Consider the following 15,441-nt stretch of genomic DNA (forward strand, 5'->3'; position numbering starts at 1 on the left):
TTGACCGGGCGGGGGCTTTAACCTCCGCCCGTTCCGTCCTACGACGCTCTTGCCCGACGCCGTGCGCCGCGCAAACCCTCCAAACCACTCGGAGACCCCATGCCAACTCGCATCCTCATTCCCTCCGGTGTTCTCGGCCTCGGCTTCGACGAAGACGCGCTCTGGCGCGGCGTGGCCATGAAGCCCGACCTGCTCGCCATCGACGGCGGCAGCACCGACAGCGGCCCCGCCTCGCTTGGCACCGGCACCTCGAAATACGCCCGCGCCGCGATCAAGGCCGAATGGCGCGTCCTGATGAAGGCCCGCGCAGAGGCCGGCGTGCCGCTCGTCATCGGCACCTGCGGCACCGCCGGGGCCGACGCCCACGTTGACTGGATGTATGACATCACCCGCGAGCTTGCCGCCGAACTCGGCCAATCGCTGAAGATCGCCCGGCTCTACTCCGAGCAATCCCCGCAGTCCCTGCAAACCCGTTTCGATCAGATCACGCCGCTCGATCCGGCCCCGGCGCTGGCGTCCGAGGACCTCGCCGATATGGCGCATATCGTCGCCCTCGCGGGGGCGGAACAGATCCAGCAAGCGCTGAACACCGGCGCCGATATCGTGCTCGCCGGACGCACCACCGACACCGCCATCATCGCCGCCCTGCCTCTGGCCCGGGGCGAGCATCCCGGCGCCGCATGGCACGGGGCGAAGATCGGTGAATGCGGGGCGCTGTGCTCCAGCGATCCGACCTCCGGCGTGATCCAGATCGACTTCGACGCCGAGGGCTTCACCGTCACGCCGCTGGCCACGGACGCCAAATGCACCCCGCACAGCGTCTGCGCCCACATGCTCTACGAAAACTCCGACCCGTTCATCCTGTATGAGCCCGGCGGCCACCTCGACGTGACACAGGCGAAATACACCGCCGCCAGCGACACCGCCGTGCGCGTCACCGGCGCGGAATGGCACCCCGGCCCCTACACCGTCAAACTCGAAGCGGCCCGCACCGCGGGCTATCAGACCACGCTCCTCGCGACTCTGCGCAACCGCCGCTATGTCGAATACGCGCGGGACTGGGCCGACAAACTCCTGGCATTCCTCGATACCAAGCTCGCCGCCAGCCTCGATCTGCCGCGCGACGCCTACACCATCGACATCCGCCTGATCGGCATCGACTCCGCGCTGGGCCACCTCGAAGCGCGCAAGGGCGATCCCACCGAGGTCGGCGCCTTTGTCATCGTCACCGCACCGACCCAGCAGGACGCCACGGAGATCGCCAAGCTGATCAACCCCTTCCTGCTGCACTACCCGCTGACCCGCGACGAAGAGCTGCCGACCTTTGCCTTCCCCTACAGCCCGGCGCATTCCGAACGCGGCGCGCTGCACGAATTCGCCATGAACCACGTCCTGCACCTCGATGAGCCGATGCAAGCCTTCCGGCTCAAGACGGAGGAGATCTGACCCATGCCGACCCTCGCCGACGAAACCGTCAAGATCCGCTCCAAGAACGCCGGGCCCTTCTGGGTCACCGTGGACCTCTTCTGCGGAACCCCCGCCGCCTTCGACAGCATCCGCCAGCGGCTCGACACCGCACAGGTGGCCGCGCTTTATCGCGTGGATGTGCAGACGCTGAAACGCTTCGATATCGCACAGCTGAACGTCATCAAGTTCAGCTTCCCCCGGCCGGTGCCGCAGGGCGCGCCGCTCGACCGCGATCAGCACGGGGCGCAATATGCGGTGCTTCTCGAAGAGCTGAGCCTTGCCTAAACTGCCGGGCCTCGGGCTCACACTGGCCATCGCCGTCCTCGGCGCCGCCTTCTTCGTCCAGATCGGCCTGCCGCTGCCGCTGCTGCTCGGGCCGATGCTGGCCTGCCTCTGCGCGGGCATGGCGGGGCTGCCGCTGCGCGGGACAGGCACGTTTGGCACCTTCATGCGCACCTTCCTCGGCGTTGCGGTTGGCAGTTCGATCAATCCGGAGGTCGTGGCACAGATCCCCTCCTACCTGAACACGCTGGTCTTTGTGCCGATCTTCGTGATCATCATCGGGCTGACCGGCTATCCGCTGCTGCGCCGCTTCTTCGGTATGGATCATGCCACGGCCTTCTACTCGGCCATGCCGGGCGGGCTGCAGGACATGCTGATCTTCGGAGAGGAGGCCGGCGGCGACGTGCGCGCCATGTCCCTGATCCACGCCACCCGCGTCCTTGTGATCGTCACCCTTGCGCCCGTTCTGATGCAATGGCTCTGGCAGGTGGACCTGACCGCACCGCCCGGCGCCTTCGCCCGCGACAGCGATCCGGTGGAAATCGCGATCATGGTCGCCGCCGCGCTGATCGGCTGGAAAGCTGCGGAGCGTATCGGCCTGTTCGGCGCGTCCCTGCTGGGGCCGATGATCCTCACCGCCGTGTTGTCGCTGACCGGGGTGATCTCGCACCGGCCTCCGGCCGAGATCATCTGGGCCTCGCAATTCTTCATCGGCATCGGTGTGGGGGTGAAATATGTCGGCATCACCGCGCGCGAACTGCGGCTCTACGTCGGCGCGGGGTTGGCGTTTGCGCTGCTGCTCTCGGTCATCAGCCTCGGCTTTATCGAGGCGATCCACTTCGTGGCCCATGCCGACCACCTCGACAGCTTTCTGTCCTTTCTGCCGGGCGGTCAGGGCGAGATGGTGGTGATCGCCATCGTTGTCGGCGCGGACCTGTCCTTTGTCGTCACGCATCACCTGTTCCGGCTGATCCTTGTGATCACGCTGGCGCCGATTGTCGCCAAATGGATGGCCCGCCGCGACCGGGGGACCGGGGCATAGCCCCGGCCTACGGGCCGTCGCGCCAGCGTCCGCGCGGCGCACAGAGATGGGTCACGGGCGCGGGCCCCGGACGGGGCGGGAAGACCGCGGATCCACGAAAACGTCGCCCGTTAACCAGGAATCTGCGGAAATCCGGCAAAGCCCCCCGAATTCAGACAGCGCGCTTTGCGTTTTGTACCAAACACGCGCCGAATCGTACCAAACGCGGGTTAACGGCTCCGCCCAACAGGGTAACCTCTGTCGCAGCCTTGTGTCGCGCCAGGCCGGCGCCACAAGATCTGGGCGTTGCGCCCGCACCGCGCGGCGGTTTAACCCCGGCGCGCGCATGGTTAACCAGGCGGGCCGGACGCGCAGGTTAATGCGCCCAGAGACGCCCGATCCGGTTGGCCTCATAGATGGCCGCGTGCACGTTCCGCCCCGCCACCGCATCACCGATCCGGTAGAGATCAAAGGCCGCATCCGGCGACCGCACCGGCAGAACCGTCCCGGTTCCATCCAGCAGCGCGTCGTGGTCAACCTGACCAAGGTTCCTGGACAAACCTTTGAGATCAAAGTAAATTTCATCCAGAGGCGTGATGCCCTGATTGACCACGACCATGTCGTAAACCGCCTCGCGCACGTCCGGCACATAGTCCGAGCCGATCCGCGCCCTGAGCCGGTTTCCGTCTTTCTCCAGCCCGACCAATCGCTCCGCCACGGTCAGGCGTACCCCGGCAGGCTGCAGGCTCCGCATGTAGGGAACAAAGTTCATCCCCATGATTTCAGGCGATAAATTCCGATCCCGCGTCATCACTTCGACCTCACAGCCCGCCGCCGCCGCCATCTCTGCGGCCTGCATGGCGACGTGATCGCCGACTTCGTCATAGATCAGCAAAGCGCCTTCGGGCCGCACGTCGCCGGACAGGATATCCCAACCACTCACAGCCAAACTATTCCCTGTTTCCAATATGTTGACTTCCGGCATCCCGCCGGTCGCCACAACCACCAGATCGGGCTGCAGCGCCATCACATCCGCCGCATCGGCAAAGGTGTTGAAACGGAATTCCACATCCCGCGCGGCGCATTGTGCCAGACGCCAATCCACGATCCCGATCATCTCCCGCCGCCGCGCACTCTGCGCCGCAAGCCGCAACTGGCCCCCCGCCTCCGGCGCCGCCTCCAGCACCGTCACACGATGCCCGCGCTCGGCCGCGACCCGCGCCGCCTCCAATCCGCCGGGACCGGCGCCAACCACGACCACGCGCTTGGAATCCTTGGATTTTTCTATGTGGTGCGGCAGGGTCAATTCGCGCCCCGTGGAGGGGTTGTGGATGCACAATGCTTCGCCCCCGGCATAGATCCGGTCAAGGCAATAGGTTGCCCCGACGCAGGGCCGGATGTCATCCTCGCGCCCCTCACGGATCTTTTGCACGATATGCGGATCGGCCATATGCGCCCGCGTCATGCCGACCATATCAAGCCGCCCCTCCGCCACTGCGTGCCGCGCGGTTGCGACATCCGGGATGCGCGCAGCATGGAAGGTCGGCAGCCCAACCTCTGCCCGGATTTTCCCAGCAAAATCAAGGTGCGGTGCACTTTTCATGCCCTGCACCGGGATCACGTCGGTCAGCGTGGCATCGGTGTCTATACGGCCTCGGATCACGTTCAGAAAATCGACCATGCCACTGTCCTTCAGCGCATGACCGATGGCGATGCCGTCGGCCGCGCTGATCCCGCCCGGCTGGCCATCGTCGGCGGTGTAGCGCACGCCCACAATGAACTCCGGCCCCACTCGCGCGCGAATGGCCTGCAGCACGTCGAGAGAGAATTTCATTTTGGAGTCAAAGCTTTGCGACCCGTAGGGCCCATCCTGACCGTTCAGATATCCGGACCAGAAGGCATCCATCAAATGCCCGTAAGCCTCCAGTTCGATGCCATCGAGACCCGCTTGCTGCATCCGCTCGGCCGCATCCGCGTAATCCGTGATGATCCGCGCAATGTCCCATTCCTCCATTATCTTCGGAAAGGCCCGGTGCGCCGGTTCACGTCGTCCGCCGGGGGCCACCGTCGGCAGCCAATCGCCCCAATCCCAGCGCGAGCGCCAGCCCAGATGCGTCAACTGGATCATCACGGCGCAGCCCTCAGCGTGACAGTCAGCGGCCAGCTGCGCCATATACGGTACGACCTCATCCTTGTAGGCCAAGATGTTGTTGAAGGCGGGCGGGCTATCCCGAGAGACCAGCGCGGATCCCGCCGTCATGGTCAGGGCAATCCCGCCCTTCGCCCGCTCCACGTGATAGGCACGATAGCGATCCTTGGGCATGCCCTCTTCGGGGTAGGCGGGTTCGTGACTGGTGGTCATGATCCGGTTTTTCAAAGTCAGGTGTTTGAGCGTGTAAGGCTGCAGCAGCGGATCGCGGCTCATGTGTAAACTCCGGTTCGTTTGATCACAGCCTGCGTCGGACGGCCTCCGGCTCGCAATCCAAAAGACGGCATGCGCAGGCCAGTGCGCGACGCTGGACGCCCCCCTGCTTTGCACTTAGGCATGGTTTCAGACAAATCCGACAAGCCAAACGAGGACCGCCATGACCGTCACCACCCGCCGCGCCGCCGATCATCTTGTTGACCTGCTGGTGGCGCAGGGCACGCGCCAGGTCTTTGGCGTTCCAGGGGAAAGCTATCTCGCCGTGCTCGATGCTCTGCACCAGCGCGACGGTATCGACTTTATCACCTGCCGTCAGGAAGGCGGTGCAGCGATGGCGGCGGATGCCCATGGCCGGATGACCGGACGCCCCGGCGTTTGCATGGTCACCCGTGGCCCCGGCGCGACCAACGCCAGCGCGGGCGTGCATGTGGCGTTTCAGGACAGCATCCCGATGATCCTGTTTATCGGCCAAGTGGCGCGCGACATGGTGGAGCGCGAAGCATTCCAGGAGATCGACTACCGCCGCATGTTCGGCCAGATGGCGAAATGGGTCACACAGATCGACGACGCGAGCCGGATGCAGGAATACATCAGTCGCGCCTTTCGCGTTGCCCAGTCCGGCCGCCCCGGCCCCGTGGTGATCGCCCTGCCGGAAGACATGCTCTATGACGAGGTCCAGGTGCCGCCTGCGCCGCGCTTCGTCGAGGCACCGCGCTATCAACCCGCGCCAGAGGCTCTGGAAGCTCTGAAAACCGCAATCGCCGGGGCAGAGCGGCCTTTGATCATGGCAGGCGGGGGCAACTGGACGGAGGCCGGCATCGCCGCGCTTGAACGTTTTGCAGAGGTTCAGGGGATCCCGGTCACGGTCAGCTTGCGCTCGCAGGCATTGATGAACAACGATCATCCCAGTTACGCTGGGCACTTTGCTGTCGGCAAGGTGCCGTATCTCTCCGACGCGCTGGAGGATACGGACCTTCTGATCGCCATCGGCCCGCGCCTCGGCGAGATGACCACCAACGGCTACACCAATCCCAAACCGCCCGTCCCGTCGCAGACCCTCGCCCATGTCTTTCCTGAACCCGAAGAGCCGGGCCGGGTCTATGAACCTGAAATCACGCTGATTTCCGACACCGAGAGTTTCTGCAATGCCGTGGCCGATTGGGCACCGATCGCCCCGGACAGGTTCGCTGAACGCCGCAAGGCGTTGCGTAGCGCGTATGAAGCCTTCAACGCCACCAGTTCGGTCAACGACGATATGCTCGCCCCGCTCTACAAACATCTGTCGGACACGGTGCCGCATGACGCGATCATGACCAACGGCGCGGGCAATTACGCGGCGTGGCTGCACCGGTTCCACCGCTACCGGACCCCGCGCAGCCAGCTGGCTCCGACCTCTGGTTCGATGGGCTACGGCCTGCCCGCCGCCATTGGTGCCGCAGTCGCTGCGCCGGAGCGCGAAGTCTATGCTTTGGCCGGGGACGGGTGTTTCATGATGACCTGTCAGGAACTCGCCACGGCGGTGCATCATGATCTGCGGCTGACGGTGATCGTGGTCAACAATGCCCGCTACGGTACGATCCGGGTGCATCAGGAACGCGAGTTTCCGGGCCGTGTGTCGGGTACGGAGATGATCAACCCGGATTTTGTCGCCTTTGCGCAGTCCTTCGGGGCAGGGGCCGCGCGCGCGACGGATCTGGCCAGCTTTGCGCAGGCGTTGGACGCAGCGCGGGCGCGTGGCGGTGTGAACCTGATCGAGATCGTCCAGGACCGCGATCTGCTGGCGCCGGGCAAACGGTTGGGATGACGGTGTTTCCCGAAGAGATCGGACCGGTTCCTTTCAAAGGAGCCGGACCGCTCAGAGGCTCATGCGCTTGATAGGGCGGTGGCGATGAACCGGGGAAGCTCTGGCTGGCATCCGAACGGGTCGAGCCGGACACCGGCAAAACCAACCGCGTCGAGCGCTTCGGGCAGGTCGTCCAGCACATGCCCGCGTTTCATGTTGAAGAAGGGCAGGCAGATGGACCGCTCTCCGAGGCCCTCCGCCATGTCCGCGAGATAGGGTGCCTCTTCGACAAAGCCACATCGGATCTCGCGAAAGGGCATCCGCTCTGCCAGCGCCTTGCCAAAACCGCGTGTCACACTGGCCGGTTTGTCGCTCCGCCCCGAGCCATGCGCGGCGAGGAACAGCGCGGTGTCCTGCGCTGGCCACCCCCTCTCCGACAGCACCCGGCGCAACCAATCGGCGGTCCAGTCGGGCAGGGCCGGATCTAGGCCGAATGGCGCCAGTTGCGTCACCTCGAACCCCTCCAGCCGCTTCGGCAGGGCCTTTTGCGTGAACCACCCATCCGCCATGAAGAACGGATAGACCAAAGCCCCCGCACGGCTGTCCACCGCCGCTTCCAGCGCGCCCTCCTTGGCCAGTGTCGCACCTGTCACGCGCATCTCAGGCAAAACGGCCTGTACGGCGTCTGAAAGCGCCCTGATCTCCGCCTCTCCGACATCGGGTTCGGAGGGTTGTCCATGGCTGACGATCACCGCATGTCGGGGCATTGTCCGGTCCTTTCAAAGCACTCCCGAGCCATATAATCCCGCAGGCGAAAAGGCCAAGTCAGCGCAGGGCCGCTTTCATCGAAGCCTCTGGAAAACAGGTCGCCGCCTTGCCGGTTGCCTCCTGCCAGCGACCAATCGAGCGGCGTGTCTTGAACCCCGGCAGGCCATCGGCGCCGCCAACGTCATGCCCCATCGCCTCCAGTGCGCGCTGCATGACCGCCACGTCAGAGCGCAAAAGCCCGCCGACCTGCCCCCATTTCCCTGAAAAATCTCCCATGCCGTACTGGATGCGGTCCCCCACATGGCCCACGAAGAGCGCGTAGAGATCGCTCATGTTGTAGTCCTTCAGGACATAGAAATTCGGTGTGACGACAAAGGCCGGACCATTGCGCCCGGCGGGCATCAGCAGGAAGCCTTGGCCGCGCAACTCATGCGCAGGAAAGGATTTTCCGCCGATACGCCTGATCCCCATGGCCTCCCACTGGCTGATGGGCTTGCCCTGATCCGGGCCTTCCAGCGTGCACGATACGGAGCGTGGCACCTCAACCTCGAAGCCCCAGTCGCGCCCTGAAACCCATCCGTGTCTGGCCAGATAATTGCCGATCGACGCGATCGTGTCCGCCTCGGATCGCCAGATGTCCGCATGCCCGTCGCCATTGCCGTCGGCAGCGTATTTCAGGAAGTTGGACGGCATGAACTGTGGCTGTCCAAGCGCCCCGGCCCAGCTGCTTTTCATCGCGCTTTCCGGGGCGTGGCCCGCCTGTGCAATCTGCAGCGCGGCGACCAGCTCATCGGCGAAATAGTCGGCCCGCGTGCTCATGAAACCCTTGGTTCCAAGCACTTCAAAGACGTTGTTGCGGATCGGAACCTGCCCATAGCCGCTCTCGCGCCCCCAGATGCCGAGAATGATCCGCCCCGGCACACCGGTCCGTTTTTCCGTCGCGGCGAGCGCCGAGGCATGCCGCTTCATCATCTGTCGTCCAACCCGAGTGGCTCCGTCAACGGACCCCCTGTTGAAGTACTTGCCCGGAGAGCCGAACTCCGCCTGCCGCTGTTTGCGCGGGCCAGAAGGTTTGCTGCCCGGCGGCACCAGATCCGGCAGCTCCCAGTTCAGCGAAACGCCGCGAAACGCCCCGTCGAAAATCGCCCGGCTGACGCCCTTGGCCCGCGCGCGGGGCCAGATTTCGGATTGCAGCCAGGACTGGAACTGCCGCTCCACAGCGGCGCGGTTCTGGGCGCTGGCCAACCCCGGCAGGATCATCAGGATGGTCAGCAATACGACGCGCAGCATGGCAGGCCCCCGGTTCAGACAGTTACACAGATCATGCTAACGCGCCGCGTCGCGCTTGTCTCAGGTGGTTTCAGCCAGAGGCATATCCTTGCCGGTCGTCTCAGTCCTTCGAGCGGCGGGAGGTGATGAAAGCGAAAACCAGCCCTGCGAGGTACACCAGGCATGCGATCACCAGTGTCGCCCAAAGATAGGTGAAGAGCGCAGAGGCCATGAGCACCGCGCCAACGATCAGGAACCGCGCGTATTCGCGCCGGATCGTGAAATTCTTGAAGGACGGGGTCGGAAGGCGGCCGATCATCATGAAGCCGACAATCAGCAGGTAAAGCGCGATCAGTTCCGCCGGAAGATGATCTTCCTCCGGATACAGAAAGGCGATGTACATCGGCAGCATGGCCAGCCCGGCTCCGGCCGGGGATGGCACGCCGACAAAGTGATCGGAGGCGGGTTTGACCTCAAGGCGGCTGTTGACGTTGAACCGCGCAAGACGCAGCACGCAGCAGATCGTATAGACCAGCACCGCGATCCAACCCATGCCGCGAAATTCATGCAGCGCCCAGGCATGCAGGATCAGCCCCGGCGCCACGCCGAAATTGAGAAAATCCGCCAGCGAGTCGAGCTCTGCCCCGACCGAGCTCTGACACCGAAGCAACCGCGCCAAACGCCCGTCAAGGCCGTCGAGAATACCCGCCAGAAGGACAAGTTTCACAGCGCTTTCATACTCGCCATTCAGGCCGAAGCGGATCGCGGTCAGCCCGGCGCAGATGGCCGCAATGGTCAGCAGATTGGGCAACAGGTGCAGGATTGGCAGCTTGCCGCGTTCCTGTGTCGGTTGGGTGTCGTCGGGGGCGTCCATCGCTCAGCGTGTCCGGGCCTGGCGGGCCGGAGCCGTCGAGGACAGATCGGCAAGCACCGTCTCGCCCGCGACCATGGTCTGCCCGATGCTGACCATCGGCTGCACCCCCTCCGGCAGGTACACATCCAGCCGCGAGCCAAATCGGATCAGGCCAAAGCGCTCGCCGGTTTCGATCTGCGCGCCGGTGTTGGAGAAGCAGACGATGCGCCGCGCCACCAGGCCGGCAATCTGCACAACCGCGATCTGCGTCCCGTCGGGCCGTTCGATGCACAGGCTGTTGCGCTCGTTGTCGGCGCTGGCCTTGTCGAGAGAAGCATTCAGGAACTTGCCGGGCCGATAGGCGATCGACTTGATCGTGCCGCCCACCGGCGCGCGGTTCACGTGGCAGTTGAATACGCTCATGAACACGCTGACGCGGGTCAGCGGCTTGTCGTCCATGCCAAGCTCGGTCGGGGGGACCGCCGGTTCGATCAGCGACACAACGCCGTCAGCGGGGCTGATGACAAGGGTATCCCCCTCCGGCGTGGCCCGTTTGGGATCGCGGAAGAAATAATAGCACCACACAGTCAGGCCGACTCCGATCCAGCCGAGAAAATCGGCGATCAGAAAGAGTACGAGCGTGATCACCGCAAAGATCGCCACAAACCGGCGCCCCTCCGGGTGCATGGGTTTGATGAACGTGTCGCGCATACGCATGGTCAGCTTGCCTTTTGCCTTGGATCTCGGGACTCTTATCGTCTTGCGGACGCCGCATCAACGCGCAAGCACGTCGCGTATATCATGCACCGTCACGGCACCCGGACAGACCCCCTCCGCGATGTCCACGACATGCCTGTGATGTGTGAGATAGATCGCTTGCCCTTGCCGGCCAATCCGCGCCATGACCCGACAGGCAGAGCGCGTGCGCTCTTCGTCGAAGGTTTCGAAAACATCGTCACAGAAGAACGGCAGGCAGGTGCCCTGTTGCGTCAACTGCGCGTAGGCGGCGGCGCGGAGCGCGAGATACAGCTGAAAGCGCGTACCCTTCGACATGTCCTGCGCCTGCTTCGACAGCCCCGCCGCATCCAGCGCGACAAGAATCTCCGCCTGCCCGTCGGGCTGCGTCAACAGGCGGGTATAGGCTCCGTTGGTCAGCTCGACAAAGGCCGCTTCCGTTGCTTCGATCATGCCGCTGCGATGACTGTCGCGGTAGCGTCGGATGGCTTCCTCGGCCAGCCGAACGCCAAACCGGGTTTCGAGATAGCGCAGCACGGTGTCTTCGATCCGGGCCTCCAGCGTAGCCTTCTGCTCTGTCAGGCGGGCAATATCCGCCGCGCCGCTTACCCTGCGCAATTCGGTCCGGGCGACGGTGCGGGACTCGATGGCCTGTTCCAACCGGGCTTCCTGTGCTGCCAAATCCTGCTCAAGCGCGGCCAGCTCTGCCGCCACGGTCGCGGAAGACAGTGGCGAGAGAGCCGCCCGAACAGACGCAAGGTCGGGCAAATCCAACCGGTTGCACAGCGCCGCCACGAGCTTGGCGCGCGCCTTCCGCGCATCAATCACCTGCTGCGCCGCCCCCACGGCAGTGCGCAACGCGTTGAGCGTGTTCGTGGGAACCGACGGCGGAAACTGCGCGGCCAGGGTGGCGACATGGCGATCAATATCCGCAAGGCCGCGCAGCGCTTCGTCCAAAGCGCTTTTCTGGCCGGACAGCGTGACGGTGAGGGCCGCATGTCGGTCCTCGGCCTTTTGCGCGTCGCTCGCCAGAGTTTGCAACGCCTTGTACGTCTCGATCGGATCGTCTGCCACGGCTTCGTTCTGCGCTTCGGCCAGCGCGGCGATCCGGGCATTGAAATCGGTCTTGTCGGCGTCCATGGACGCCACCTGCCGCTCGACCTGCCTCAGGGCGATGTCGAGTTCCCGCAGACGCCGCAGCGGCTCGAAGCTGGCCTCCAGCGTGCCTGGATCGACCGTTTCACCCAGCGTCTCCCGCACCGCCAACCGCCATGCCTCTGTCTGCGAATCGGCGGCGCGTATCAGCGTGTCCCGGCTGGCTTGCAGGCGCGTGACCTCGGATTGCAGGGCGTTGCGTGTCTGCTCAGCGGATCGGGCCGTCTGGGCCGCGTCCTGCTCGGCCTGCGCCGCGCGCCGCGCTTCCGCGACAAGCGTGTCAAAGTCCCGGGCCTGCAAATCGAGCGCCGCGCGAAGGGCCGTGGCCAGCGCCGCCGCGCTGCCGAGGGTTTCGCTATGGCGGGCGTTCAGATCCTCGCGCGCCGCAAAAGCCTCGCGGGCCTCTGCCAGCCGTTTGGACCAGATCGCGAAACTCTCCGGCGAGATCGCGTCCGTCAGACCCGCGCGTTTGGCCAGACCGGTGCACTCCGCACTCAGCGCCGCAAGCCTGTCCTGCGCATCTGACTGCTGCCTGAGGGCATGGGCCTGCCGTGCCTCAAGATCAATGAGCGCCTCTTCTTCGTGCCGGAGCTGCCCAAGCGTACTGGACCGGGCGAGCCGGACGTCGGCGGTGTCGTCGACTTTCCGCATGGCGGCCTCGAAGGCCTCCGCGCTGGGCAGGCTCATGGCGTCTTTGTGCGCGGACCAAAGCTGATCGCGGGTTTCGCGTGCGCCCCGCGCGGTCGCATCGTCGATCAGCCCGTCATCCTGCCTGAGATGCGCGATGCGGGCGCGGTGACGGCCCAGTTCGCTCTCGCGTTCCGCAATCTCGGCCACAAGCGTGTCGAGTCTGGCACGGCATTCGGCGTATCGGCTCGCCAGTGTTTCCGCTTCCGTCTCCGAGATCGCCGCACCGGGGAGGGCGTCGAAAACCTGCGCGCCATGGCTCAGCCCGGCCAGAGCCCGGGCCAGCGCCCGGTCTGCGGCCTGCACCGCCTCCGTCGCGGCGGCGACTTTCGGCGCAAGGTGATCGGCGGCATGGCGTTTGAGCAACGCGGTCACCGGCGCATCCGAACTGGGTGTTTGCGACAGCGCGGACTGCGCCAGGGTCAACCGCTCTTCGGCCTCGGCGAGGTCTTTCTCCTGCCGCTGCCGGTCCCGCAGGGCGCCGCGCATGGCATCCCGCCGCGTCTCCAGATCGGACAGCTGCGCCGGGGTCAGCACCAACTGCCGCGGGTCCGTGGCCGTCGCCTGCAGATCGCGCACGGCGCGGGCCATGTCGTCCTGCAGCCCCTCCGCCTTGCGCCGCCGCCGATCGAGATCCATCGCGCCGCTGGCATAGCGGGTGTGCAGCGCCTCAAGCTCTTCCAGCGCCCCGGCAAGCGCAAGATGCGTGGTCTGGCGCGGCGTCTGCTCCAGGGCGGTTTCCGTCTCGGCAATCTCGCGTTCGAGCCGGAGCCGGTCCGCCTCAAGCTGGCTTTGCCGCGCCAGGTGCTTCACGAGGTCTTCGGGATTGAAATCGAGCCGCTCGGGATAGTGTCCCTTATCCGCAAGCTGCGTGTCCAGCGCGTCGAGTTCCGCCAACATCGGCAGCCCGGCCTGCCGCGCCTCCAGCGTGGCCTTTTCACGCAGCATCGCGGCGCGGGCGGTGCGGGCGTCCTGTTCTTCGGCTTCGGCGGTTTCGGCGGTTTGGCGCAGTTTGCGCCATGCGCTGGCGGTGATGTCATGGTCCTTGATCTGCTGCGTGACCTCGGTCAGTGCGCGTTTCAAAGCCGCCAGTTCCGTCTTCGATCCTTGCTTCTTGTACAGCGCCTCGGCGCGGGAGCGGGCATTTTCCAGCACCTGCGACAGATCGCTGACACCGGCGGCGGCGGAAAACAGCAGGCGGCCAATGTCGCCCTTGCTGCTGACGATCTCTTCGCCGCCTTTCTCGATGGTTTCGTCGTCGAGGCACAAAAGCTGGCGGTAGTCCGTCTCCGACAAACCGCCCAGATGCGCCTGCAAGGCGGCCTCCGGCAACGCAGTGCCGCCGGCATCCAGCAAATCCCCCTTGCGCAAGGGCAGGCGGGTGACCGGCATCAGCCCTTCGTCCGTCTCCAGAACGCCCGACAGACGCAGGTTCTTGCGCGCGTGTTTGAAATCATAGCTTTCCCGGTGCGGAAAGCCGTAGAGCAACCGCAGGAAGGCCTCCATTGTGGTGGTCTTTCCAGCCTCGTTCGGGCCGTAGATCACGTGAAAATCGGTGCGATCCGGCGCACTCTCGCCGAAATCAAAGCGCTTGCCCTCGAAATGGCCAAACAGGTCCAGCGTGAATTCGCGCAGCCGCATCACTCCGCCGCTCCCTTCATTGCGGCGACCATCGCCTCCGCGCCTTGTTCGCAGAGGTGTCGGGCGAGGGTCTCGGCGCTGGTCTCATCCGGGACCAGCCGCGCGCGGCGCTCGCGTGGGATCTCCGAAAGCAGGGTCGTCAGCGTCTCCAGCATTTCCGCGCCAAAGCCCGGCTCCTCCCGGATCTGCTGCATCAGCCGATCAAGCTCATCCACCGCCGAGCCGCCGCCGGAGACCGCGTCGCCATCGCTGAGGTCAAACTGCACCTTGTCGATCCACAGCGCCCCGGCGGTTTGCGCCAGCTCCGCAATCGTCTCCTGCCAGCGATCCCTGTCGCGCAGGATCTGCCACTTCATCGGCGTCTGCCCGGTCAGTTGCAGACGCAGCACCCCGGCCTCCGCACTGATCTGCGCCGCCGCGCTGCGCAGAGCCTCGCGCAAGGCCCCGCGCAGGGCGTCTTCGCTGTCGATCCCGCTGCAAGGCAGCGTGATCTCGGCAAACTCCACCGCCGCCGTGGGCACCTCCGACACCGTAACGGTCCTGCCGTCGATCTCGATCAACGTGGCGGATTTTGGCCCTGCCTCGCCGATATCGCGGCCCTGCGGAATCCCGGGCATGACGATCCAGGGCGCGTCCGAATGCACTTGCCGTTTGTGGATGTGTCCCAAGGCCCAGTAATCAAAGCCCATGTCCCGAAGCTCGGCCACAGAGCAGGGCGCATAGGTGTCATGCCCCGGCGCCCCGGCGAGCGATGTGTGCAGCATGGCGATGTTCACCGCACCGGGGACGGGCGCGGCAAACTTGCCCAGAAGGCTGTCCGGGGCGTGGCGGTTGCTGAAGCTGACGCCGTGAATCCAGACGTCCTGCGCGCCAAGCTGCACCTTGCCGCCGCGTCCGTCAAAGACATGGACATTGTCGGGCAAAGTCAGCTCCCCGGTGATCGGGTTCTCCGCGTCATGGTTGCCCTTGATATAGAACACCGCGATCCCGGCGTCCTTGAGCCGGTCGAGCTGGGCGATCAGAAACGCGGCGGTGCGGGCGCTGCGCTCGGCCCCGTCAAACAGATCTCCGGCGATCAGAACCCCCGACACCTGCAAATCCAGCGCCGCATCGACGATCCGGATCAGGGCGGTGCGGGTGGCGGTCTGGACCTGCTGGCTCAGCGCCTCATCCCGCAGGGCAAGCGATTTCAGAGGCGAGTCGAGGTGAATGTCCGCAGTGTGCAGAAGGGTGATCATATCGGGGTCCACAGGGCCACTGGCAAAAGGCTACGCCCCTGCATGGCACAGATCACCCATCCTGCAACAGCCCTTCAGCACGAAGAAAACCATGTGCCGCGCAATCGCACACAGCGT

11 protein-coding genes are annotated in these 15,441 nt (G+C 65.1%); 4 read left to right on the plus strand and 7 right to left on the minus strand.

Annotation, left to right across the window (positions count from 1 at the left end; all coding sequences use genetic code 11):
- Positions 1–99 precede the first annotated feature (99 nt).
- From ACN2XU_RS16665 to ACN2XU_RS16675, 3 genes are read left to right on the plus strand one after another with little or no spacing between them, the layout of a single operon-like run.
- Complete coding sequence (locus tag ACN2XU_RS16665; protein WP_419411588.1) at positions 100–1,446, plus strand: acyclic terpene utilization AtuA family protein; 1,347 nt, start codon at positions 100–102, stop codon at positions 1,444–1,446.
- 3 nt (positions 1,447–1,449) lie between these two features.
- A complete protein-coding gene (locus ACN2XU_RS16670; protein WP_419411589.1) occupies positions 1,450–1,752 on the plus strand; it encodes a DUF4387 family protein in 303 nt (100 codons plus the stop codon).
- A complete protein-coding gene (locus ACN2XU_RS16675) occupies positions 1,745–2,791 on the plus strand; it encodes an AbrB family transcriptional regulator (protein WP_419411590.1) in 1,047 nt (348 codons plus the stop codon). The genes ACN2XU_RS16670 and ACN2XU_RS16675 overlap by 8 nt, the downstream gene beginning before the upstream one ends.
- A gap of 355 nt (positions 2,792–3,146) precedes the next feature.
- On the opposite strand, the gene ACN2XU_RS16680 is transcribed toward ACN2XU_RS16675, so the two are convergent.
- Positions 3,147–5,195, minus strand: a complete 2,049-nt coding sequence (locus ACN2XU_RS16680; protein ID WP_419411591.1) for an oxidoreductase — start codon at positions 5,193–5,195, stop codon at positions 3,147–3,149.
- Between the two features lie 160 nt (positions 5,196–5,355).
- On the opposite strand from ACN2XU_RS16680, the gene ACN2XU_RS16685 reads away from it, so the two are divergent.
- Positions 5,356–6,999, plus strand: coding sequence for a thiamine pyrophosphate-dependent enzyme (locus ACN2XU_RS16685; RefSeq protein WP_419411592.1), 1,644 nt, complete (start codon positions 5,356–5,358; stop codon positions 6,997–6,999).
- A gap of 59 nt (positions 7,000–7,058) precedes the next feature.
- Here the strand turns inward: ACN2XU_RS16685 and ACN2XU_RS16690 are convergent, their stop codons facing one another.
- From ACN2XU_RS16690 to ACN2XU_RS16715, 6 genes are all read right to left on the minus strand, one after another.
- Positions 7,059–7,745 (minus strand): CbiX/SirB N-terminal domain-containing protein, encoded by a 687-nt coding sequence (locus ACN2XU_RS16690; RefSeq protein WP_419411593.1) that lies wholly within the window; start codon positions 7,743–7,745, stop codon positions 7,059–7,061.
- Positions 7,746–7,803: 58 nt separating this feature from the next.
- Positions 7,804–9,036, minus strand: a complete 1,233-nt coding sequence (locus ACN2XU_RS16695; protein ID WP_419411594.1) for a lytic murein transglycosylase — start codon at positions 9,034–9,036, stop codon at positions 7,804–7,806.
- A 100-nt stretch (positions 9,037–9,136) separates the two neighbouring features.
- Entirely contained in the window at positions 9,137–9,889 is a 753-nt protein-coding gene (gene pssA, locus ACN2XU_RS16700; protein ID WP_419411595.1) for a CDP-diacylglycerol--serine O-phosphatidyltransferase, read from the minus strand.
- Positions 9,890–9,892: 3 nt separating this feature from the next.
- Complete coding sequence (locus ACN2XU_RS16705; protein WP_419411704.1) at positions 9,893–10,624, minus strand: phosphatidylserine decarboxylase; 732 nt, start codon at positions 10,622–10,624, stop codon at positions 9,893–9,895.
- An 18-nt stretch (positions 10,625–10,642) separates the two neighbouring features.
- On the minus strand, positions 10,643–14,086 hold the full coding sequence (locus ACN2XU_RS16710) for an ATP-binding protein (RefSeq protein WP_419411705.1): 3,444 nt from the start codon (positions 14,084–14,086) through the stop codon (positions 10,643–10,645).
- Positions 14,086–15,324, minus strand: coding sequence for a metallophosphoesterase family protein (locus ACN2XU_RS16715; protein ID WP_419411596.1), 1,239 nt, complete (start codon positions 15,322–15,324; stop codon positions 14,086–14,088). The genes ACN2XU_RS16710 and ACN2XU_RS16715 overlap by 1 nt, the downstream gene beginning before the upstream one ends.
- Positions 15,325–15,441 lie beyond the last annotated feature (117 nt).

It is taken from the genome of Pacificoceanicola niger (assembly GCF_048553275.1).
Classification (GTDB): Bacteria; Pseudomonadota; Alphaproteobacteria; order Rhodobacterales; family Rhodobacteraceae; genus Pacificoceanicola.

Excerpts from the sequence above, each read along its gene's own strand:
- ACN2XU_RS16685 (WP_419411592.1), top strand. The coding sequence starts at position 5,356 with ATGACCGTCACCACCCGCCGCGCCGCCGATCATCTTGTTGACCTGCTG.
- ACN2XU_RS16680 (WP_419411591.1), bottom strand. The coding sequence starts at position 5,195 with ATGAGCCGCGATCCGCTGCTGCAGCCTTACACGCTCAAACACCTGACT.
- ACN2XU_RS16715 (WP_419411596.1), bottom strand. The coding sequence starts at position 15,324 with ATGATCACCCTTCTGCACACTGCGGACATTCACCTCGACTCGCCTCTG.
- ACN2XU_RS16690 (WP_419411593.1), bottom strand. The coding sequence starts at position 7,745 with ATGCCCCGACATGCGGTGATCGTCAGCCATGGACAACCCTCCGAACCC.
- ACN2XU_RS16670 (WP_419411589.1), top strand. The coding sequence starts at position 1,450 with ATGCCGACCCTCGCCGACGAAACCGTCAAGATCCGCTCCAAGAACGCC.
- ACN2XU_RS16710 (WP_419411705.1), bottom strand. The coding sequence starts at position 14,086 with ATGCGGCTGCGCGAATTCACGCTGGACCTGTTTGGCCATTTCGAGGGC.
- ACN2XU_RS16695 (WP_419411594.1), bottom strand. The coding sequence starts at position 9,036 with ATGCTGCGCGTCGTATTGCTGACCATCCTGATGATCCTGCCGGGGTTG.
- pssA (WP_419411595.1), bottom strand. The coding sequence starts at position 9,889 with ATGGACGCCCCCGACGACACCCAACCGACACAGGAACGCGGCAAGCTG.
- ACN2XU_RS16665 (WP_419411588.1), top strand. The coding sequence starts at position 100 with ATGCCAACTCGCATCCTCATTCCCTCCGGTGTTCTCGGCCTCGGCTTC.